Here is a 21,147-nt window from a genome sequence, read left to right on the forward strand (position 1 = left end):
GATTCCACGACGGATTCACCCGGGGAACCCGCGGCGGAAAACCCTACGCGCCGCCTGCGTACGGTGCGTGGGCGGGGCGCACCGTACGCATCCGGCCCCGCCCGGCGACCGCCGCCGTCCGACGGGGCGGTACGACTTTGCACTCCCCCGGGTGACCGGCCCCCCGAACGGCCCCGTACGGGACGGGACCGGGATATCAACGCCGCATGAGCGAGACCGCGCATCCGGTGGTCCGTCCGGCATCCGCTCCGCCGGCTCACCACCCCACACCGCACTCTGGGAGGAACTCGGTGCCAGGCCGCGTCAAGGCAGACCTCGCGGGCGTTCCCGAAACGGCGTTGTGGACGCTCCATCACCGTGCCGCCGAGGCCGCCCGCCCGGACACGGTGCTGCCCGATCCACGCGCCGTACAGCTCGTCACCGAGATCGACTTCCCCTTCCAGGAGCGGCTGGGCGCCGCCCGGCCCTGGCTGGCGCAGGCCCTCGCCCTGCGGGCCCTCGGGTTCGACGGTGTGGTGCGCGCGTTTCTCGCCGACCATCCGGACGGCACCGTGGTCGCGCTCGGCGAGGGACTGGAGACCCAGTTCTGGCGGGTGGACAACGGCCGGACCCAGTGGGTCACCGTCGATCTGGACGACCCGTTGGCGCTGCGCCGGCGCCTGCTGCCCCACGGGGAGCGGCAGCACCTGGTGGCCTGCGACGCCCGCGACGGCCAGTGGATGGCGGGCATCGATCCCTCGCGCGGTGTCCTGGTGACCGCTCAGGGGCTGCTGATGTATCTCCAGCCCGCCCAGGTGACCCGGCTGATCGCCGCCTGCGCCGGTGCGTTCCCCGGCGGCACGATGGTGTTCGACACCGTCTCGCGGCGGTTCAGCGCCCGCACCCGCGCGAAGGGGCCGGGTGGCCCTCGGCTGCCCCCGATGCCCTGGGGCATGGACGCGGCCGACCGGGACCGGCTGCGGCAGGTCCATCCGGCCATCAGCGAGGTGTCCGAGGTGCCGCTCCCCGCGGGCCGCGGCTTCCTCGGCTTTCTCGCTCCGCGCGCCGCGGCCGTACCCCTGCTCCGCACCGACCGCCCGCTCATCACCCGGCTGCGATTCGGTGCGGCCCCGGCCTCCCTTACGGGTCAGCCCTGACGGTGCTCGGGCACCCCGTCGAGAAAGGCGTGCACCCGTTCCGCGAGCCGCTCCGGGTACTCCCCGTTGATCGCGTGGGAGGCGTCCGGCCAGATCTCCACGGTGCTGTCGCGCAGGGTGCGGGCGCGGGCCGCGGCCTTCCCGGCGTCATGCACGATGCTCTTCCCCCCGATCAGGGCGAGCACGGGGACGCCGATCGAGCGCAGCTCGTCCGCACCGGGCAGGGCCGGGGCCGGGAAGCTGACCTTGAAGTCCCGCATACCGGAGGCGATCAGCCGGCCCTCGATGTGCTCCGAGGCGTTGTCGATCCCGCCGGAGATCCAGCCCAGCAGCCGGTTGCGCAGCCCCTCCGGCATCCCGGGGAGGACGCTGCCCAGCGAGACCACGATCATCTTCCAGCTCAGCGGCGCGAAGGTGTTCGCCGGATCCAGTGCGATCACCGACGCGATCCGCTCCGGACGGTGCAGCGCGACCTGCACCGCCAGCCAGCCCCCGATCGACACCCCCAGCACATGCGCCCGGGGCAGTGCGAGCCGGGCGAGCATCTCGTCGACCCAGGCCGCCTGATCGGCACCGGACGTCATCGGCGCCGACTGCACGCTACAGCCCGGCTCCCCGAGCCCGTCGACGGCGTATACGGGGCGTCCGCTCCCCATCAGCCCGGGCAGATTCGTCCGCCACAACGGGGTGCATGACTGCCGTCCCGGCATCAGGACGAGCGGCACGCCGCCCCCCGAGCCGAACCGGTACACCCGCACCGTCCCGTACGAGGTGTCCACGGTCCGCTGCTCATCGGGCTCGGGCAGCCCGTCCATCGCCTCCCGGTACACCGCCGCGAACCGCTCGAACGCCGCCGGGTCACGGAACGCCCCGATGTGCCGCCGGGCCCATTCGGTTCCGATGCGGGGCTCCGGAAAGCTGATCTCCGTCATCCGGCCATCCCATCACGGCCGCGCCTGCCGCCGGGCCAACGGGGGCCGCATCCGCACCCCATCTCCCCAAATGGCAGGCGTATATGACGAAGCGTCAAATGCGACCGTTCGGCCGTCCGTTCAGTCCTCGTGCCCCAGCTGGAGGTCGCGTTCGGTGCGGCCGCCGCCGGCGACCTGGAGGACGGTGGCCACCGGCGGGTATCCGGCGGCGATGACCGTGTACTCGCCGGCCGACAGATCCACGAAGCGGAACAGCCCGTCGGGCCCGGTGGTCGCGGTGTCGACGACATTCCCGGCCGCGTCCAGCAGGGTGACCCTGGCGTCCTCGACGGGGCGCCCGCCGCCGGCCCGTACGGTCCCGCGCAGCACCGCACCACCGGCGAGCTCGATGTCCTGGCGGGTCTCCCGGGCAGCCTGCACGGTCACCGGCAGCGCGGCGGGGCGGAACGCCGGGGCGCTGGACGCCAGGGTGTACTCACCGGCCACCAACTCCCCGATGACATAGCCGCCTTCGCGCCCGCTGCGGGTGGTGGCGACGACCTCGCCGCGTACGTCGGTGAGGGTGACCATGGCATCGCGTACGGGGGTGCCGTCGCCGGTGGTGACGGTGCCCGCGAGCCGGCCCGCGCCGCCGAGCACGACATCCAGCTCGACCGGCCGCTCGCCGACGGTGACGGTGACCGCCTGCGGCTGATGGCCGCCCGCCGCCGCGATCAGCACATAGGAGCCGGCACCCGGTGTGCTCAGCGCATACCGGCCGTCCTCTCCGGTGGCACCGCGGCCGATCTGCCGGCCGGCGACATCGATGAGGGTGAGCGCGGCGCGCGGCACGATGCTCCCGTCGTGGTGCTGGACGGTGCCGCAGACCGGGAGTCCGGCCATGGCGGCGGCGTGGCCAGGGGCGGCGTGTCCCTTGGTCGCGTGTCCGTTGGCGGCGTAGCTGTGCGCACGGGCATAAGAGGTGCCGGAGTCCCGGGAGTTGACGGCGGCCGGGTCCGGTGCGGTACGCGCCTGCGGTACGGCGGCGGGGTCGGCCGGGTCGCCGTACGGCATCTGCGGGGACGGCGTGGCCTGCGGAGCGTGAGGGGCGTGGGACACCAGGGGTTTCGCTTTCAGGAAGAGGGCGAGCACGAGGCCCAGGACGAGCACCGGCACGAGGTAGAGGAAGATCCTTGGCATGGCGTCCGCGTGCGCGGCGAGAGCGCTGTCGCGCAGCGAGGCGGGCAGCACACGCAGCAGTTGCGGGGTGATCGGCTCCGGACCGGGCAGCTGCGCCGACGCCGGCGGCCGGTCGGCGAGCCGGCGGGCCAGCCGGTCGGCGAGCAGGGCGCCGAAGAGGGCCGCGCCGACGCTGCCGCCGAGCCGCCGGAAGCAGTGCTGGGCACCGGAGGCGGTGCGCAGGTCGGCGGCGGGTGCGGAGTTCCGCACGGCGAGCACCAGCACCGGCAGGACACCGCCGATCCCGAGGCCCAGAAGGCCCGTCCAGAGGCTGAAGTCCTCCCGCCCGGTGTCCTGCTGCATCCGCGACAGCTGCCACATCCCCACCGCGGCCATCGCACATCCCAGGACCGGGAAGGACCTGAAGTGGCCGGTGCGGCTGATGAGTTGGCCGGAGACGAGGGCGGCGATCACGATGCCGCCCGTCAGGGGCAGCACCAGCAGCCCGGACTCGGTCGCCGTGGTGCCGCCGGCCGGCTGGAGGAAGGCCGGCAGACAGCCGGCGGCGCCGAAGAGCGCGAGGCCGACGGTGGCGCCGGTCAGGCCGGTGACATGGAAGACCGTGTGGCGGAACAGCCGCAGCGGGATCAGCGGTTCGGCGGCGAAGTACTCCACCGCCAGGAACAGCAGGGCGGTGCCGAGCGCACCGGCGCCGAGACCGAGGACGACCCGGGAGTCCCAGGCGTAGGTGGTACCGCCCCAACTCGTCAGCAGCACCAGGCAGGTGGCGAACGCGGCGAGCAGCAGCGCCCCGGCGAGGTCCGGCCTGCCCCGCCGCGCGGGCCGGGGCAGCTTCAGCGCACAGGCGACGACCAGGAACGTCAGCGCACCGAACGGGACATTGAGGTAGAAGCACCAGCGCCAGGAGGCATGGTCGGCACAGAAGCCGCCGATCAGCGGCCCGGCGGCGCAGACGAGACCGAAGACGGCAGCGATCAGGCCCATGGCGCGGCCGCGGGCCCGTGGCGGCACGACGTCGGCGATGAGCGCCTGGACGCCGATGATCAGCCCGCCGCCGCCCATGCCCTGGACGGCCCGGAAGGCGACCAGTTCGTCCATGGAGCGGGACCAGCCGGCCAGCGCCGAGCCGGCGGTGAAGACGAGGAGGGCGAAGAGGACGACGGGCTTCCGGCCGAAGCGGTCGCCGAGCCTGCCGTGGAGCGGCAGCCCGAGGGCCGAGGCGAGCAGGTAGGAGGAGGTCACGGCCCAGGGCATCGCGTCCGTACCGTGCAGCTCACCGGCGATCTCCGGGAGCGCGGTGGCGACGACGGTCTGGCCGAGGGCCGCGAGCAGCAGCGCCGGCAGCAGGCCGGCGAGGACCAGACGGCTGCGGCGGGGGCCGACCGGCACCGGCGCACCGGGGGCGCGCGCCACGGGCCCGGCACTCGTGGCCGGAGCCGGGCTCGGCGCGGGAGCCGGCTTCGCGGCGGGGGCCGACTTCGCGGCGGAAGACGGAGCCGGAGCTCGATGCGGAGCCGGAGCTCGATGCGGAGCCGGAGCCGGCTCCGGTGCCGGTCCCGGAGCCGGTCCCGTTGCCGCACCGGATACGGGCGGATCGGTTCGCTCGACCCGCTCGCCCAGGGTGGTCCCGCCCACGTGCTGCTCCCCTCGTCACGCCTGTTGCCGCCCAAGTTCTCGCATTGGGCGACAACACGGTTCAAGCGCGGCAAAGGGGGTGCGGGCGGGGCGGGACCGGACGTCAAGTACGTTGCCCGTGGCGCCTATTGGGCTCCCATCAGGGCTTTCCGTACCGAAGTGCTCCGGCGGGCCGCACACTTCGGTTCAGCGGAAACCACCCGAACCGGTGAGTGTGACGGCATGCATGCCGGGTGACGGAAGTGACTGCCGCTCACTTCTCCACGTGGGCCGCGAGGTTGGCCAGCAGGGTGTCGTAGATCCGGCCGAGCCCCTTGGGGGCGAAGGTCCGCTCGAAGAAGCCGCCGATACCGCCGGCGCCCTGCCAGGTGGTGGTGACGACGACCTTGGCGCGCCGCTCACCGGCCGGGGTGACGACCCAGGTGGTCGCCATCGAGGAGTTGCGGTCCTTCTCCACGAGCTGGCCGTCGGTCGGCTCGTCGACCTCCAGCAGACAGTCGCGCACCCGCTTGCTCGTGGCCTGGAGCTTCCAGTGGACGAGGGTGCCCTTGCCGTCGCCGCCCTCGCGGACCTCGTACTCGCTGAAGTGCTCGGGCAGCAGCTGCGGACGCGTGCCGGAGTAGTCGGCGAGCGCGTCGAACACGTCCTCCGGATCCGCCGCGATCTCGCGCTGCGTGATGGCCTCGACCTGCCCCATGTGTGTCTTCCTCCAGTACTCGGCTGCCGGTCCTGCGATGCGCCGCCAAGCCAACCACCCCTCGGCGACGCGCCCAAATTCAGGGCCGCCGAGCCGGAAGGGAACATGTGTTCTATTATGACGAACGGGGGCTCGGCAGGATCCAGAAGGAGGCCCGATGCGCTGGGACAATCTCGGCGAAAGCCCGTCCGCGCTGTTCGGCACGGATGTCGTCAGCCGGACGATCGACAGCCCCGAGTTCCGCGGGATCACCTTCCACGAGGTGCGCGCCCGCTCGATCGTGAACCGCGTCCCGGGCGCCTCCCGGATGCCGTTCGAATGGACGGTGAATCCCTATCGGGGCTGTAGCCACGCCTGCGTCTACTGTTTCGCCCGTAAGACGCACAGCTATCTCGACCTGGACACCGGGCAGGGCTTCGACTCGCAGATCGTGGTGAAGGTCAACGCCCCCGAGCTGCTGCGCCGCGAGCTGGCCGGGCGCCGCTGGCGCGGTGACCACATAGCGATGGGCACCAACGTCGACTGCTATCAGCGCGCCGAGGGCCGCTACCGCCTGATGCCCGGCATCATCGAGGCCCTGCGCGATCACGCCAACCCGTTCTCGATCCTCACCAAGGGCACGCTCATCCTGCGCGATCTGCCGCTGCTCCAGCAGGCCGCCGAGGTCACCGACATCGGCATCTCGGTCTCCGTCGGCTTCCTGGACCGCGAGCTGTGGCGCACGGTCGAGCCCGGCACCCCCGCCCCGGACCGCCGGCTGGACGTGGTGCGCACGCTCACCGCGCACGGCATCCCGTGCGGGGTGCTGATGGCGCCGGTGATCCCGTTCCTCGGGGACGCACCGGACCAGCTGCGGGCCACGGTCCGGGCGATCGCGGAGGCCGGCGCCGGGTCCGTGACCCCGCTGGTGCTGCATCTGCGGCCCGGCGCCCGCGAATGGTTCATGGCGTGGCTGGGGCAGCACCACCCGCATCTGGTGCGGCGCTACACGACGATGTACGCGGACGGCGCCTACGCCCCCAAGTGGTACCAGCGCCGGATCACCCGCCAGGTCCATGAACTCGCCGCGGAGTACGGCATCGGGCCCGCCCGGCCCGGCGAGGCCCGCCGGATCCCGCCGCAGGACGCCGCTCCCGCACCGGCCGGAAGCCCCGGCGACGAGGCCCACCGCCCGGCGGAACCCACCCAGTTGACCCTGATATGACCCTGCCGCAGCCCTCAGACAGGGGTGACCGGCACCGACTCCAGGGCCCGCGCCAGCCGGTCGCGGACCGCGGTCTGGGCGGCGATCCGCTCCTCGATGACGGTGAGCCGTGCCCGGGCGATGCGCAGCCCCTCGGGTGACGGCGCGGCGCTGGTCATATCGCCGTCCAGACAGGGCGCGAAGCAGCGGACATCGGCGAGCGTGAGCCCGGCCGCCAGGAGGTGGAGGATATTGCGGACCCGTACGGCCGCGCGCTCGTCGTAGACGCGATAGCCGTTCGCCATCCGCTCCGAGGCGATCAGCCCCTCGCGCTCGTAGTTGCGCAGCGCCCGCGGCGACGCCCCCGTGACCTGCGCCAGCTCCCCGATCCGCACCGGCTCACCTCCCCGTCCGGCACCGTTTCTACCAGGGTGGGGCAGGGCCGCCCGGCCCCACCCCGGACGCCACCTCGCCCGTCAGCCGACCCCACCTCGCCCGTCAGCCGTCCCCACCGCTGCTCAGCCGACCACCGCTCCCCCGTCGACCGGGAGGACCACCCCGGTCACGAACGACGCCTCCGGCGCGGCGAGCCGGGTGACGGCCCAGGCCACCTCCTCCGGACCGCCCACCCGCCCCAGGGGCGTGTGCGCGATCTGCCACTCCCGTAGGGCCTTCCGCCGCTCCGGGGGCCACCCCTGATGCCGGGCGATCGGGGTCTCGATCGCCCCGGGCGCGACCGCGACGACCCGTACGCCGCGCGGGGCCAGCTCCACCGCCCAACTACGGGTGAGGAGTTCGAGGCCGGTCTTCGTCGCGGCGTAGACCGCGTTGCCCGGCCAGCCCCGCTGCCCGACCGAGGTGCTGATGTTGACCACCACCCCGCCGGTCCGCTCCAGATGAGGAACGGCCGCCTGGCTCAGCAGTACCGGCGCGACAAGGTTCGTCGCCAGCAGCGGATCCATCCCCTCCTTGGTGAAGCTGCCCAGCGCGCCGCTGCCCACCACCGCGGCATTGTTGACCAGCACATCCAGCCGGCCGAACGTCTCGACCGCGTGACCGACGAGCTCCTCGGGCACCCCGTCCGCGGTGATATCGGCGGCGTACGGCACGATCTCGCCGCCCTCGAAGCCGCCCGCTGCGCCGCCTTCGGAGCCGCCCCCGGAGCCGACGCCCGCCGCCGTCTCCGCCAGCGGGCCGGGCCGGCGCCCCACCGCCAGCACCCGCGCCCCTTCCGCCGCGAAGGCATGGGCGGTGGCCCGCCCGATGCCGGTCCCCGCGCCGGTGACGATCACCACCCGACGGTGCGTTCCGGACCCGTACGCCTCGTACCCGTACGTCCCGGACCGGTGCGTTCCGGACCCGTACGTCCCGGAGTTCCTTGCCTGTTCCATGCCGCGAGTCTCGAACCCTGACGCCTGGGACAAGGTCAAGCGGCTCCCGGCCTCCCGTCCGCGGAATTCCCCTTGAGAGCCCCCTGGGGCCAGGCCCTAACCTCTCCGGCATGGACGGGACCGAGAGGACTTCCGCACGCACCCCCACCCAGCCGCTCCGCCCCGTACGGATACGGGAGATGACCGAGGCCGATATCGAAGCGGTCTCCGCGGTGCGGGTCCACGGCTGGCAGACGGCCTACCGCGGGCTGATGCCGCAGGCGTATCTGGACGCGCTGAGCGTGGCGGCGGATGCCGAGCGGCGGCGCTCGTGGTTCGCACGCCGGTCACCGGAGGTCTCGGACCTGGTGGCCGAGCGGAACGGCGAGGTCGTCGGCTGGGCGTGCGTCGGCCCGGCCCGCGACCCCGATATCGCCCCAGGAGCCACGGAGTTGCCGGCCCCCCGCCCGACCGCCGGCGAACTGCTCGCCCTCTACGTCACCCCCGCCCTGATCGGCACCGGCATCGGCCGCACCTTGCTGACCGCCGGCACCACCCGCGCCCGGACCCACGGCTTCCACACGCTGTACCTGTGGGTCGTCCGCGGCAACACCCGCGCCCGGCGCTTCTACGAACGGGCCGGTTTCGCCCCGGACGGCGCCGAGGAGTCCTACGACGTGGGCGGCAGCAGCGTCCCGGAACTGCGCTATCGGCGGTCGCTGGCCCATGAGGGCAGCGACCGCCCTACGGGCCAACGACGGGACTCCGACGACCGGCCCTGACCCTAGGGCGTATCCGCCTCGCCCCCGCCCCCCGAGGCCGCGCCCTTCGACGCCGCGCCCTCCCCCGCCCGCACATCCTCATGCACCCCCAGTCGCGCCAGGGACGCCGCCGCGGCGGCCGCCAGGCGGGGGTGGGTGACGGCGGCGGTGAGGGCGGGGACGGCGCGGCGGTCGCCGAGGGCGCCGAGGCCCTCCACGCAGGCGAGTGCCACCCGCCAGTAGGGGTTGTGCGGGGTCAGCAGCCGCTCCAGGGTCGCGATCAGCGCGGGGACGGACTGCGGGGCGCGGAGCTCGGCGAGCAGCCGGACCGGGTGCAGGGCGTAGGCGGTGCGCAGCGGGTTGGTGGCGAGCGCGGCCGCGGCGCGGGCGGTGCGGGGGTCGCCGAGCCGGCCCAGCGCATGCGCGGCGGTGGCGCAGCGCACCGGCTCGCGGTAGTTCAGTAACAGCACCAGCGTCTCGAAGGCCCGCTTGTCGCCGGCGCAGCCGAGGACGAAGGCGGCGATCTCCCGGGCCCACAGCGGACGTTCGACGGCGACCAGCATCCGGGCCAGTTCCTCGCGTCCGGCCGGGGTGTTCTTGCGGGCCAGCCCGAGCAACCGCTCGTAGGCGACCAGATCCTGTGGGGAGCGGAGTTCGGCCCGCACCCGGTCGGTCAACTCGTGGAATTCCTCTTCCATTTGCCGTTCCCCTCCCGCCGGGCCGCCCCGGTTCCCGCGACGTGGCCTGCGCCACAGCCTAGTGACCCCTGCTACCCCTGGCGCTCTGGTTACTCACCGGTTAACCTGCTGGAACGAGCAGCACCACTGCTCGGGCGGCCTGGTGACGCAGCCGCCACAGAGTGAAGTCGGTTCGGCACAGCACGACACAGTACGGAGCACACGGCAAGGCCCCGGGACAGGGCTCTCGCCGCGTCTCCCACCCCGCCGGCGCTGCCATGGCGCTGCGGCTCCTCGCGGCTCTCCGCCGCTGTTCGGCCGCTGCGATCACATGCCTCGCGTCCGCGGACACCCTCAGTCGTCACTTCTCCCCTGCCTTTCAGGGGAACACCCTCAGGAGTCTCGCGATGGGCCCTCAGTCCACCCCAGATCTCTCAACTCAAGCCTCTTCGCCGTCCCTTTCCACCGTCGCCATCGTCGGTCTGGGCACCATGGGCACCGGTATCGCCGAGGTGCTGACCCGGGCCGGCCGCGAGGTCATCGGTATCGACACCGACGAAGCCGCGGCCCGCCGTGCCGTCTCCGCCCTCGAAGCCGCGACCGCCCGCGCCGTGCAGCGCGAGCGGCTCACGGAGCGCGAGCGCCAGGACGCCCTGGCCCGGTTCCGTACCTTCACCGATCTCCAGGCCGCCGCGGACGCCGATCTCGTCATCGAGGTCGTGCCCGAGGACTACCAGCTCAAGCGGCAGGTCTTCGCCGATCTGGACGCGGTGGTCCGGCCGGACACCATCCTGGCCACCGGCACCAACGCGCTGTCCGTGACCCGGCTGGCCGCGGATTCGCAGCGCCCCGAGCGGGTGCTCGGTGTGCACTTCTTCAACCCCGCGCCGGCCATGAAGCTGGTCGAGGTGGTCTCCTCGGTGCTCACCGCGCCGACCGCGATCGCGGCCGTCACGGAGCTCGCCCGCGACCTGGGCAAGGACCCGATCGCAGTGGGTGACCGCCCCGGCTTCGTCGCGGACGGCCTGCTGTTCGGCTATCTGAACCAGGCCGCGGCGATGTACGAGGCCAAGTACGCCACCCGCGAGGACATCGACGCCGCCATGAAGCTCGGCTGCGGGCTGCCCATGGGCCCGCTGGCGCTGCTGGACCTGATCGGGGTGGACACCGCCCGTACGGTCCTGGAGGCGATGTACGCCGAGTCCCAGGACCGGCTGCACGCTCCCGCGCCGGTCCTGGGCCAGCTGGCCGAGGCGGGGCTGACCGGCCGCAAGGCGGGCCGCGGCTTCTACACGTACGACGCCCCGGGCAGCGCGACGGTCGTGCCGGACGCGGAGAGCCCCGCGGCCACCGACGAGGGCGCCGCCGGGCGTACGGTCTCCGGCGTCGGCGTGGCCGGTTCCGGGACGATGGCCAGCGGTATCGCCGAGGTCTTCGCCAAGGCGGGCTACAAGGTCGTGCTGGCGGCCCGCAGCCTGGAGAAGGCCGAGAAGGCGAAGGCCCGGATCGCCAAGTCGCTGGGCCGCTCGGTGGACAAGGGCCGGATGACCGGCGAGGCCCGGGATGCCGCGCTGGCGGCGATCACCCCGGCCGGGTCGCTGGACGCGTTCGCCGATGTGGACCTCGCGGTCGAGGCGGTGGCCGAGGATCTGGCGGTCAAGCAGGAGCTGTTCAGGACGCTGGACAAGGTCTGCAAGCCGGGCGCCGTCCTGGCCACCACCACCTCGTCGCTGCCGGTCGTGGCCTGCGCCCGCGCCACCTCGCGCCCGCAGGACGTCATCGGGATGCACTTCTTCAACCCGGCGCCGGCCATGAAGCTGGTCGAGGTGGTCCGTACGGTCCTGACGGCCGACGATGTCCACGCCACCGTGCGGGCGGTCTGCGCCAAGGTCCGCAAGCACCCCGTGGACTGCGGCGACCGGGCCGGATTCATCGTGAACGCGCTGCTGTTCCCGTACTTGAACAACGCGATCAAGATGGTCGAGGAGCACTACGCGACCCTGGACGACATCGACGCCGCCATGAAGCTCGGCGGCGGCTACCCGATGGGCCCGTTCGAACTCCTCGACGTGGTCGGCCTGGACGTGTCCCTGGCCATCGAGAAGGTGCTGCACGCCGAGTTCCGCGACCCCGGGCTGGCCCCGGCGCCGCTGCTGGAGCACCTCGTCGCCGCCGGCTGCCTCGGCCGCAAGACCGGCCGCGGCTTCCGTGAGTACGCCCGGCGCTGACGCGTGGCGGCACCCCCGCCCGGCGGGGGGAGGATGGGGTGGACTGCTGGAACCCGACGGCGGTCCACCCCCGCTCACCGGGGCGGAGGTGGCACCTCATGCCGCAGGTCGCGTAAATATGCAGTACCGTCCCCACATGTCCCAGCCCGCTCGTACGCAGCCCTCCGACCCCGACGCCGCCACTCCCGGAACCCGCCGAGCGGCCGCGCAACGGCTCAAGATGCGCCGTGAATTGTCGGCTGCGGCGATGGAGCTGTTCGCGACCAAGGGCTATGAGGCGACGACGGTCGACGAGATCGCGGCCGCTGCGGGCGTCGCCCGGCGTACCTTCTTCCGCCACTTCCGCTCCAAGGAAGAGGCGATCTTCCCCGACCACGACGACACCCTGGTCCGCGCGGAGGCCGTCCTGGACGCCGCCCCGCCGCACGAGAACCCGCTCGACACGGTCTGCCGCGGCATCAAGGAGGTCATGCGGATGTACGCGGCCTCCCCGGCCGTGTCGGTGGCCCGTTACCGCCTGACCCGTGAGGTCCCGACACTGCGCGAGGCCGAGATCGCCTCGGTGGCCCGCTACGAGCGACTGTTCACCCGCTACCTCCTGGGCCACTTCGACGAGGGCGCGCACCGCGAGGGCGACGACGATCCGCTGCTCGCCGAGGTCGCGGCCTCCGCCGTGGTCACCGCGCACAACCACGTGCTGCGGCGCTGGCTGCGGGCCGACGCCCAGGGCGATGTCGAGGCCCAGCTCGACCATGCCTTCGAGATCGTCCGGGAGACCTTCGGCGCCGGTATCGGCGCGGGCCGCCCCGGCGGCGAGGAGACCCCGCCGGCCTCCGTCTCCCGGGAGGGTGAGGTGCTGGTCGCGGTGGCCCGTACGGACGCCCCGCTGGACGAGGTCATGCGCACCATCCGCAAGGCGATCAAAGAGCGGAAGTAACGGCTGACGGCCTTCCGGCCGGAGCAGCACCCGAGCGCGGCCCGGCGCCCATGAGCCGACCGGGCCGCGACCCGGATGGCGTAACGCCCCGACTGCTCACGCTCCGCACATCTCCCTTTCCTTTGCGTCACCTCCAGGCTTCCCATCGGCCCTCTTTTGCTCATGCGTGCCGACGAGATGACATCTGAGAGAAATTCTTGGCACTCAGTGTCTTGTCGCCTGGCACGCGGTGTCATACGTTGAGAGTGTCCGGGCGGCCGGCGTGCTGAGAACCCACGCGCGCCGGCTGTCCCACCAGCCCTATGCGGCTGTCCGCCCGGACGCCTGCGTCACAGGCACTTCCCAGCAGCCGCTGGGCACCGCGCTCACCCAGCGCTGCCACGGCACCGCGGCCGACGGCTCTGCGATCCGCGCAGAGGCGACGGCAACGGCGCCACCCCGGCCGAACCGACGGCACCACCTCCGCACCACCCCCGACGTTCCCCCCAACCGTTCCCTCAACGGTTCCCCGAGCTCTCCACCGCGGTCGAGCCGGGGAGGCCCCAACCGCCGGAGGCACCCCGTGAACGAAATCCTGGACGCAATCCTCGCGCCTGACACCACCAGCGCCGACTTCGCCGGCCTGACCATCCCCGAGTCCTACCGCGCGGTGACCGTGCACAAGGACGAGGCCGAGATGTTCGCCGGCCTCGAAAGCAAGGTGAAGGACCCCCGCAAGTCACTGCACGTCGACGAGGTGCCGGTGCCCGAGCTGGGCCCGGGCGAGGCGCTGGTGGCCGTCATGGCCTCCTCCGTGAACTACAACTCCGTGTGGACCTCGATCTTCGAGCCGGTGTCGACCTTCGGGTTCCTGGAGCGCTACGGCAGGCTCTCCCCGCTCACCAAGCGGCACGACCTGCCGTACCACGTCATCGGCTCCGACCTGGCCGGCGTGGTCCTGCGCACCGGCCCCGGTGTCAACGCCTGGGGCCCCGGCGACGAGGTCGTCGCGCACTGTCTGTCCGTCGAGCTGGAGTCCTCCGACGGCCACAACGACACCATGCTCGACCCCGAGCAGCGGATCTGGGGCTTCGAGACCAACTTCGGCGGCCTGGCCGAGATCGCGCTGGTCAAGTCGAACCAGCTGATGCCCAAGCCGAAGCACCTGAGCTGGGAGGAGGCGGCGTCGCCCGGTCTGGTCAACTCCACCGCCTACCGCCAGCTCGTCTCGCAGAACGGCGCGGCGATGAAGCAGGGCGACAACGTCCTGATCTGGGGCGCCAGCGGCGGACTCGGCTCGTACGCCACCCAGTTCGCGCTGGCCGGCGGCGCCAACCCGATCTGTGTGGTCTCCTCCGACCAGAAGGCGGAGATCTGCCGGAAGATGGGCGCCGAGGCGATCATCGACCGCAACGCCGAGGGCTACAAGTTCTGGAAGGACGAGCAGACCCAGGACCCCAAGGAGTGGAAGCGCTTCGGCAAGCGCATCCGCGAGCTGACCGGCGGCGAGGACGTGGACATCGTCTTCGAGCACCCCGGCCGGGAGACCTTCGGCGCCTCGGTGTACGTCACGCGCAAGGGCGGCACCATCGTCACCTGCGCCTCCACCTCGGGCTACAACCACGAGTACGACAACCGCTACCTGTGGATGTCGCTGAAGCGGATCGTCGGCTCGCACTTCGCCAACTACCGCGAGGCGTGGGAGGCCAACCGCCTGATCGCCAAGGGCAAGATCCACCCGACGCTGTCGAAGACGTACACCCTCGAGGAGACCGGGCAGGCGGCGTACGACGTGCACCGCAACCTCCACCAGGGCAAGGTCGGCGTGCTGGCACTGGCCCCCGAGGAGGGGATGGGCGTGCGCGACGAAGAAATGCGCGCCAAGCACCTCGACGCCATCAACCGGTTCCGGAACGTCTGAGGCAACTCGGACTGCGGACCACGAAGATACGGGCCTGATATGACTGAGCGTCAGAAGGATCGTCCGTGGCTGATGCGGACGTACGCCGGCCACTCCACCGCCGAGGCGTCCAACGAGCTGTACCGTCGCAACCTCGCCAAGGGCCAGACCGGCCTGTCGGTCGCGTTCGACCTCCCGACGCAGACCGGTTACGACCCCGACCATGTCCTCGCCCGCGGCGAGGTCGGCCGGGTCGGGGTCCCCGTGTCCCACCTCGGTGACATGCGACGGCTGTTCCAGGACATCCCGCTGGACCAGATGAACACCTCGATGACCATCAACGCGACGGCCATGTGGCTGCTGGCGCTGTACGAGGTGGTCGCCGAGGAGCAGGGCGCCGACATCTCCAAGCTGTCGGGGACGACGCAGAACGACATCGTCAAGGAGTACCTCTCGCGCGGGACGCATGTCTTCCCGCCGGGCCCCTCGCTCCGGCTGACCACCGACATGATCACGTACACGGTGGCGCACATCCCCAAGTGGAACCCGATCAACATCTGTAGCTACCACCTACAGGAGGCGGGCGCCACACCGGTCCAGGAGATCGCCTATGCGATGTCCACCGCCATCGCGGTGCTGGACGCGGTGCGGGACTCCGGGCAGGTGCCGCCGGAGAAGTTCGGTGATGTCGTGGCCCGTATCTCGTTCTTCGTGAACGCCGGTGTCCGGTTCATCGAGGAGATGTGCAAGATGCGCGCCTTCGGCCGCATCTGGGACAAGATCACCCGTGAGCGCTACGGCATCGAGAACGAGAAGCAGCGCCGGTTCCGCTACGGCGTCCAGGTCAACTCGCTCGGTCTGACCGAGGCGCAGCCGGAGAACAACGTCCAGCGGATCGTCCTGGAGATGCTGGCCGTCACGCTCTCCAAGGACGCCCGCGCCCGCGCGGTGCAACTCCCGGCCTGGAACGAGGCGTTGGGGCTGCCGCGCCCCTGGGACCAGCAGTGGTCGCTGCGTATCCAGCAGGTCCTGGCGCACGAGAGCGATCTGCTGGAGTACGAGGACATCTTCGCCGGCTCGCATGTCATCGAGGCCAAGGTGGACGCCCTGGTCACCGAATGCCTCGCGGAGATCGAGCGGATCCAGGAGATGGGCGGCGCGATGGCCGCGGTGGAGTCCGGCTACCTCAAGTCGCAGCTGGTCTCCGCGCACGCCGAGCGGCGGGCCCGGATCGAGGCCGGCGAGGAGAAGATCGTCGGCGTCAACTGCTTCGAGGGCACCGAGCCCAACCCGCTCACCGCGGACCTCGACACGGCCATCATGACCGTCGACCCGGCCAACGAGGCGCGGGTCGTCCAGGCGCTGCACCAGTGGCGGGACAACCGCGACGAGGTCCGGGCGCAGGACGCGCTGTCGGCGCTCAAGAAGACCGCGGCCGGTGACGGCAACCTCTTCGCGGCCACCCTGGAGTGCGCACGTGCCGGTGTGACGACCGGTGAGTGGGCCTGGGCGCTGCGGGACGTCTTCGGCGAGTTCCGGGCTCCTACAGGCGTCTCCAGCGCCCCCCTGGCGGTCGCCGCCGAGGAGGGCAGCCCGCTCGCCGCGGTCCGCGAGAAGGTCGCCAAGACCGCGGCCGAGCTCGGCAGCGGCAAGCTGCGGCTGCTGGTCGGCAAGCCCGGCCTGGACGGGCACAGCAACGGCGCCGAGCAGATCGCCGTACGGGCCCGGGACGCCGGCTTCGAGGTGATCTACCAAGGCATCCGGCTCACCCCGGAGCAGATCGTCTCGGCCGCGGTCGCCGAGGACGTGCACTGTGTGGGGCTGTCGATCCTGTCCGGCTCGCACGCCGAGCTGGTGCCGGACGTCCTGGCCCGGCTGCGCCGCACCGGCGTCGACGCTTCCCCTGGGCCTCACGGCCCGGGAGATGCCCCTATACCGGTCATCGTCGGCGGCATCATTCCCTCCGCCGACGCCACCGCGCTCCGGGAAGCCGGAGTGGCGGCCGTCTTCACCCCCAAGGATTTCGGTATTACGGAGATCATCGGCCGTATCGTCGACGAAATCCGGAAAGCGAACCAGCTCGACCCCCTGGAGGTCCCCGCATGACCCAGGCGAACCGCCCGCCCGGCGGCCGGCCGCGCCGCTCCTGCCTCGCGGTCCCCGGCAGCAACCCGCGCTTTCTGGAGAAGGCCCAGGGCCTCCCGGCCGACCAGGTCTTCCTGGACCTGGAGGACGCCTGCGCCCCGCTCGCCAAGGAAGGCGCCCGGCACCACATCGTCGAGGCGCTGAACGAGGGCGACTGGACCGGCAAGACACGGGTCGTGCGGGTCAACGACTGGACCACGCACTGGACGTACCGGGACGTCATCACGGTCGTCGAGGGCGCGGGGCAGAACCTCGACTGCATCATGCTGCCGAAGGTGCAGGACGCCCAGCAGATCGTGGCGCTGGACCTGCTGCTGACGCAGATCGAGAAGACCATGGGCCTCGAGGTCGGCAGGATCGGCATCGAGGCGCAGATCGAGAACGCCAAGGGCCTGGTGAACGTCGATGAGATCGCCGGTGCCTCGCCGCGCCTGGAGACCATCATCTTCGGCCCGGCCGACTTCATGGCGTCCATCAACATGAAGTCCCTGGTGGTCGGCGAGCAGCCGCCCGGCTATGGGGCGGATGCGTACCACTACATTCTGATGCGCATTCTGATGGCGGCACGCACCTACGATCTCCAGGCCATCGACGGTCCGTACCTTCAGATCAAGAATGTTGACGGCTATCGCGAGGTCGCCGGCCGCGCCGCCGCCCTCGGTTTCGACGGCAAATGGGTGCTGCACCCGGGTCAGGTCGAGGCCGCCAACGAGGTGTTCTCGCCCTCCCAGGAGGACTATGACCACGCGGAGCTGATTCTGGACGCCTACGAGTGGCACACCTCGGCGGCGGGCGGAGCCAAGGGTTCCGCGATGCTCGGCGACGAAATGATCGACGAGGCGAGCCGGAAGATGGCACTGGTCATCGCCGGCAAGGGCCGGGCCGCCGGCATGATCCGCACATCCAAGTTCGAGGCCCCGGAGGCTTAAGCGCGATGCAGTTCGGCCGCACCTATGAAGAGTTCACCGTCGGCGATGTGTACAAGCACTGGCCGGGGAAAACCGTCACGGAATACGACGACCACCTCTTCTGTCTGCTCACCATGAATCATCACCCGCTGCACATGGACAGCAACTACGCCGAGCAGACCACCGACTTCGGAAAGAACGTCGTCGTCGGTAACTACATCTACTCCCTGCTGCTGGGCATGTCGGTGCCCGACGTCTCCGGAAAGGCCATCGCCAATCTGGAGATCGAGTCGCTGAAGCACGTGGCGCCCACCTTCCACGGCGACACGATCTACGGCGAGACGACCGTGCTCGACAAGACACCCTCCCGCTCCAAGACGGACCGCGGCATCGTGCACGTCGAGACCAAGGGATACAAGCAGGACGGCACCCTGGTCTGCGTCTTCCGGCGCAAGGTCATGGTCCCCACGGCCACGTACATCAAGGAGCGCGGCGGCGAGCAGCCCGGCCGCCCGGAGCTCGTGGCCCCGGCCAAGAAGGAGAAGTAGCCATGACCCGTCTCGCGCAGACCGAGGGCCTGACCGACATTCAGCGGGAAATCCTCTCCACCGTCCGCGATTTCGTGGACAAGGAGATCCTGCCGGTCGCCACCGAGCTGGAGCACCGCGACGAATACCCGTCGCAGATCGTCGAGGGCCTCAAGGAACTCGGTGTGTTCGGCCTGATGATCCCCGAGGAGTACGGCGGTCTGGGTGAGTCCCTGCTCACCTATGCGCTGACCGTGGAGGAGATCGCCCGCGGCTGGATGAGTGTCTCGGGCATCATCAATACGCACTTCATCGTGGCGTACATGCTCAAGCAGCACGGCACGCAGGAGCAGAAGGACTACTTCCTCCCGAAGATGGCGGCCGGTGAGATCCGGGGCGCCTTCTCGATGTCGGAGCCCGCACTGGGCTCGGACGTTTCGGCCATTTCTTCCAAGGGCGTGCGGGACGATGGGGGCACCTCCCGCTCGAACGGAGCTGAGAGTGGGGGAGATTACGTCCTCAACGGCCAGAAGATGTGGCTCACCAACGGCGGTTCGTCCACCCTCGTCGCGGTGCTCTGCCGTACGGACGAGGGCCACCCGGAAGGCACCGCGCCGCACAAGTCGATGACGACCTTCCTCGTGGAGAAGGAGGCCGGCTTCGGTGAGGTGCGCCCCGGCCTGACGATTCCGGGCAAGATCGACAAGATGGGCTACAAGGGTGTCGACACCACCGAGCTGATCATGGACGGGCTGCGGATCCCGGCCGACCGGGTGCTCGGCGGCGAGACCGGACGTGGCTTCTATCACATGATGGACGGCGTCGAGGTCGGCCGGGTCAATGTGGCCGCGCGCGGCTGCGGGGTCGCCCAGCGCGCCTTCGAGCTGGGCGTTTCGTACGCACAGCAGCGGCACACCTTCGGCAAGCCGATCGCGCAGCACCAGGCCATCCAGTTCAAACTGGCGGAAATGGCGACAAAGGTCGAAGCCGCCCATGCCATGATGGTTAACGCCGCTCGCAAAAAGGACTCGGGCCAGCGAAACGACCTCGAAGCGGGCATGGCGAAGTACCTGGCCTCCGAGTACTGCAAGGAGGTGGTGGAGGACGCGTTCCGCATCCACGGTGGCTACGGCTTCTCGAAGGAGTACGAGATCGAGCGCCTCTACCGCGAGGCCCCCATGCTCCTGATCGGTGAAGGTACCGCCGAGATCCAGAAAATGATCATTGGGCGACGGCTACTGGAGGAGTACCGGATCCAGGGGTGAACACCCCGTTTGTACCACTCTGTCCTAGACGAAGATCACACCCCGTCATCGTTCTTCGGCCACGGATTGGCTCTGGCTCTTGGCCAGTTGCCGCTCGTAACCGATAGCATCCATGGAAAGCCGCCGTCCCCCGTGTCCATAAGCGGCATCCTCCGCTACGAAGGTCATCCATGCCCCACAGCCAATCCTCTGCACAACGCGGTCGCGTCCGCCTCGCGCGCGGAGCGTCGCCGTGGCTCCTGCCGACCGTTGCCACGGCAGCGGTCAGCCTCGCCCGGTCTCGCCGGTCGGGTCGCTGGGCCGCCGTTGCCGTGCCCACCACCGCACTGGCGGCGGGCATGCTGTGGTTCTTCCGCGACCCCGAGCGGGAGATCGCTCAGGGCCGGGTCATCTCTCCGGCCGACGGCGTGGTGCAGAGCATCATGCCGTGGAAGGACGGACGCACCCGGGTCGCGATCTTCATGAGCCCGCTGAACGTTCACGTCAACCGTGCGCCGCTGGCCGGCACGGTGACCTCCGTGGAGCACATCCCCGGCGGATTCGTTCCGGCGTTCAACAAGGAGAGCGAGAACAACGAGCGGGTGGTCTGGCACTTCGACACCGAGCTCGGCGACATCGAGATGGTGCAGATCGCCGGCGCGGTGGCCCGCCGTATCGTCCCCTACGTGCCCCAGGGCACCAAGGTGGAGCAGGGTGAACGGATCGGCCTGATCCGCTTCGGCTCGCGGGTCGACGTCTACCTCCCGGAGGGCGTCGAGGCCGCGGTCGAGGTCGGCCAGGCCACCACCGCGGGGGTGACTCGCCTTGACCGTGATTGATCCCGAAACACAGGCCGGCTGGGCGCCCGAGACCGATGAGGACGAGGACGACATGCCGCTGTCCACGCGGCTGTCAATAGCGGACACCCTCACCCTCGGCAACGCGATCTGCGGCTTCATGGCCGTGTACTTCACGACCACCGGGGTCCTCATCCCGCATCTGACGGGCAACGAGGACGGCGGGATGGCCCGGCACAGTGCCGCGATGGCCGTGATCCTGATGCTGCTCGCGTCGGTCTTCGACCTCTTCGACGGGCTGGTGGCGCGCAAGCTGCGGGCCTCGGCGATGGGGGCCGAGCTCGACAACCTCTCCGACCTGATCAGCTTCGGACTGGCGCCCGCGTACTTCGTCGTGACCTGGGGCATGGTCGCCCTCCAGAGCGCGCACCAGCGGGTGTCCCTGGTGGCCGCGGTCGTGGTGCTGCTGGCGGTGGTGCTCCGGCTTGCGCGGTTCTCCTGTGTCACGCTGCGTGACGGCATCTTCCAGGGCATGCCGAGCCCGTTCGGCGCCCTGACCGTCGTCGCCATCGTGCTGCTGGAGCTGCCGTTCCTGCCGACGCTGCTGGCGATCATCGGGGTGGCCTGGCTGATGGTGAGCCGGGTCGAGTACCCCAAGCCGCGGGGCCGCCTCGCGGTGGCGATGCTCAGCTGGATCGTGCTCAGCATGGGCATGCTCGCCGCCTGGGCCCTGGACGCCCCCGGCGGTGAGCTGCTGCTCCAGACCGGCTGCTCCCTTCAGGTGGTCCTGGGCGCGATGATCCCGCTGTTCGCGACGGCCCGGAGGGTCAACACCTTCCGCGACAACCGCCGTGAGTCGCGCGCGGAGTCCCGCGCCGCACAGCTTCCCTAGCGCAGAAAACGCCGCGGGCC

Annotated in this window: 18 protein-coding genes; 12 read left to right on the forward strand and 6 right to left on the reverse strand. The window is 70.9% G+C overall.

What is annotated here, in order from left to right; genetic code table 11:
- The first annotated feature begins 290 nt into the window (after positions 1–290).
- On the forward strand, positions 291–1,136 hold the full coding sequence (locus ACFWJW_RS12190) for a class I SAM-dependent methyltransferase (RefSeq protein ID WP_387238554.1): 846 nt from the start codon (positions 291–293) through the stop codon (positions 1,134–1,136).
- On the opposite strand, the gene ACFWJW_RS12195 is transcribed toward ACFWJW_RS12190, so the two are convergent.
- The 3 genes from ACFWJW_RS12195 to ACFWJW_RS12205 form a co-directional block, all read right to left on the reverse strand.
- On the reverse strand, positions 1,127–2,068 hold the full coding sequence (locus ACFWJW_RS12195) for an alpha/beta fold hydrolase (RefSeq protein ID WP_387238556.1): 942 nt from the start codon (positions 2,066–2,068) through the stop codon (positions 1,127–1,129). The two genes, ACFWJW_RS12190 and ACFWJW_RS12195, sit on opposite strands and share 10 nt — an antisense overlap.
- A 120-nt stretch (positions 2,069–2,188) precedes the next feature.
- Complete coding sequence (locus tag ACFWJW_RS12200; RefSeq protein WP_387238559.1) at positions 2,189–4,882, reverse strand: DHA2 family efflux MFS transporter permease subunit; 2,694 nt, start codon at positions 4,880–4,882, stop codon at positions 2,189–2,191.
- A gap of 253 nt (positions 4,883–5,135) precedes the next feature.
- Positions 5,136–5,579 carry an SRPBCC family protein gene (locus tag ACFWJW_RS12205; RefSeq protein WP_387238562.1) on the reverse strand — a complete coding sequence of 148 codons (444 nt, stop codon included), beginning with the start codon at positions 5,577–5,579 and terminating at the stop codon, positions 5,136–5,138.
- A 157-nt stretch (positions 5,580–5,736) separates the two neighbouring features.
- On the opposite strand from ACFWJW_RS12205, the gene ACFWJW_RS12210 reads away from it, so the two are divergent.
- The gene (locus tag ACFWJW_RS12210; RefSeq protein WP_387238565.1) at positions 5,737–6,783 is read left to right on the forward strand and encodes an Rv2578c family radical SAM protein; all 1,047 of its coding nucleotides are present in this window, start codon (positions 5,737–5,739) and stop codon (positions 6,781–6,783) included.
- A gap of 14 nt (positions 6,784–6,797) precedes the next feature.
- Here ACFWJW_RS12210 and ACFWJW_RS12215 read toward each other — a convergent pair whose 3' ends face one another.
- Complete coding sequence (locus ACFWJW_RS12215) at positions 6,798–7,157, reverse strand: MerR family transcriptional regulator (RefSeq protein WP_387238568.1); 360 nt, start codon at positions 7,155–7,157, stop codon at positions 6,798–6,800.
- A 123-nt stretch (positions 7,158–7,280) separates the two neighbouring features.
- Positions 7,281–8,054 carry an SDR family NAD(P)-dependent oxidoreductase gene (locus tag ACFWJW_RS12220; protein WP_387238609.1) on the reverse strand — a complete coding sequence of 258 codons (774 nt, stop codon included), beginning with the start codon at positions 8,052–8,054 and terminating at the stop codon, positions 7,281–7,283.
- A 278-nt stretch (positions 8,055–8,332) separates the two neighbouring features.
- Here ACFWJW_RS12220 and ACFWJW_RS12225 point away from each other — a divergent pair, with 278 nt between their 5' ends.
- Positions 8,333–8,914 (forward strand): GNAT family N-acetyltransferase, encoded by a 582-nt coding sequence (locus ACFWJW_RS12225; RefSeq protein WP_387238612.1) that lies wholly within the window; start codon positions 8,333–8,335, stop codon positions 8,912–8,914.
- A 2-nt stretch (positions 8,915–8,916) separates the two neighbouring features.
- Here ACFWJW_RS12225 and ACFWJW_RS12230 read toward each other — a convergent pair whose 3' ends face one another.
- Positions 8,917–9,591, reverse strand: a complete 675-nt coding sequence (locus ACFWJW_RS12230) for a HEAT repeat domain-containing protein (RefSeq protein WP_387238571.1) — start codon at positions 9,589–9,591, stop codon at positions 8,917–8,919.
- 386 nt (positions 9,592–9,977) lie between these two features.
- Here ACFWJW_RS12230 and ACFWJW_RS12235 point away from each other — a divergent pair, with 386 nt between their 5' ends.
- The 9 genes from ACFWJW_RS12235 (at position 9,978) to pssA (ending at position 21,127) form a co-directional block, all read left to right on the forward strand.
- Positions 9,978–11,798 carry a 3-hydroxyacyl-CoA dehydrogenase family protein gene (locus tag ACFWJW_RS12235; protein ID WP_387238574.1) on the forward strand — a complete coding sequence of 607 codons (1,821 nt, stop codon included), beginning with the start codon at positions 9,978–9,980 and terminating at the stop codon, positions 11,796–11,798.
- 136 nt (positions 11,799–11,934) lie between these two features.
- Complete coding sequence (locus tag ACFWJW_RS12240) at positions 11,935–12,735, forward strand: TetR family transcriptional regulator (protein ID WP_387238577.1); 801 nt, start codon at positions 11,935–11,937, stop codon at positions 12,733–12,735.
- A gap of 562 nt (positions 12,736–13,297) precedes the next feature.
- Entirely contained in the window at positions 13,298–14,635 is a 1,338-nt protein-coding gene (ccrA, locus tag ACFWJW_RS12245) for a crotonyl-CoA carboxylase/reductase (RefSeq protein ID WP_386431615.1), read from the forward strand.
- Between the two features lie 39 nt (positions 14,636–14,674).
- The gene (locus tag ACFWJW_RS12250) at positions 14,675–16,720 is read left to right on the forward strand and encodes a protein meaA (RefSeq protein WP_387238581.1); all 2,046 of its coding nucleotides are present in this window, start codon (positions 14,675–14,677) and stop codon (positions 16,718–16,720) included.
- Positions 16,717–17,688 carry an HpcH/HpaI aldolase/citrate lyase family protein gene (locus ACFWJW_RS12255; protein ID WP_387238584.1) on the forward strand — a complete coding sequence of 324 codons (972 nt, stop codon included), beginning with the start codon at positions 16,717–16,719 and terminating at the stop codon, positions 17,686–17,688. The genes ACFWJW_RS12250 and ACFWJW_RS12255 overlap by 4 nt, the downstream gene beginning before the upstream one ends.
- 5 nt (positions 17,689–17,693) lie before the next feature.
- The gene (locus ACFWJW_RS12260) at positions 17,694–18,215 is read left to right on the forward strand and encodes a MaoC family dehydratase (RefSeq protein ID WP_387238587.1); all 522 of its coding nucleotides are present in this window, start codon (positions 17,694–17,696) and stop codon (positions 18,213–18,215) included.
- A gap of 2 nt (positions 18,216–18,217) precedes the next feature.
- Positions 18,218–19,459 carry an acyl-CoA dehydrogenase family protein gene (locus ACFWJW_RS12265; RefSeq protein WP_387238590.1) on the forward strand — a complete coding sequence of 414 codons (1,242 nt, stop codon included), beginning with the start codon at positions 18,218–18,220 and terminating at the stop codon, positions 19,457–19,459.
- 170 nt (positions 19,460–19,629) lie between these two features.
- The gene (locus tag ACFWJW_RS12270) at positions 19,630–20,277 is read left to right on the forward strand and encodes a phosphatidylserine decarboxylase (RefSeq protein ID WP_042161276.1); all 648 of its coding nucleotides are present in this window, start codon (positions 19,630–19,632) and stop codon (positions 20,275–20,277) included.
- On the forward strand, positions 20,264–21,127 hold the full coding sequence (gene pssA, locus ACFWJW_RS12275) for a CDP-diacylglycerol--serine O-phosphatidyltransferase (protein WP_387238594.1): 864 nt from the start codon (positions 20,264–20,266) through the stop codon (positions 21,125–21,127). The genes ACFWJW_RS12270 and pssA overlap by 14 nt, the downstream gene beginning before the upstream one ends.
- The last annotated feature ends 20 nt before the right edge of the window (positions 21,128–21,147 follow it).

Source organism: Streptomyces sp. NPDC127097, assembly GCF_042724075.1.
Taxonomy (GTDB): Bacteria; Actinomycetota; Actinomycetes; order Streptomycetales; family Streptomycetaceae; genus Streptomyces.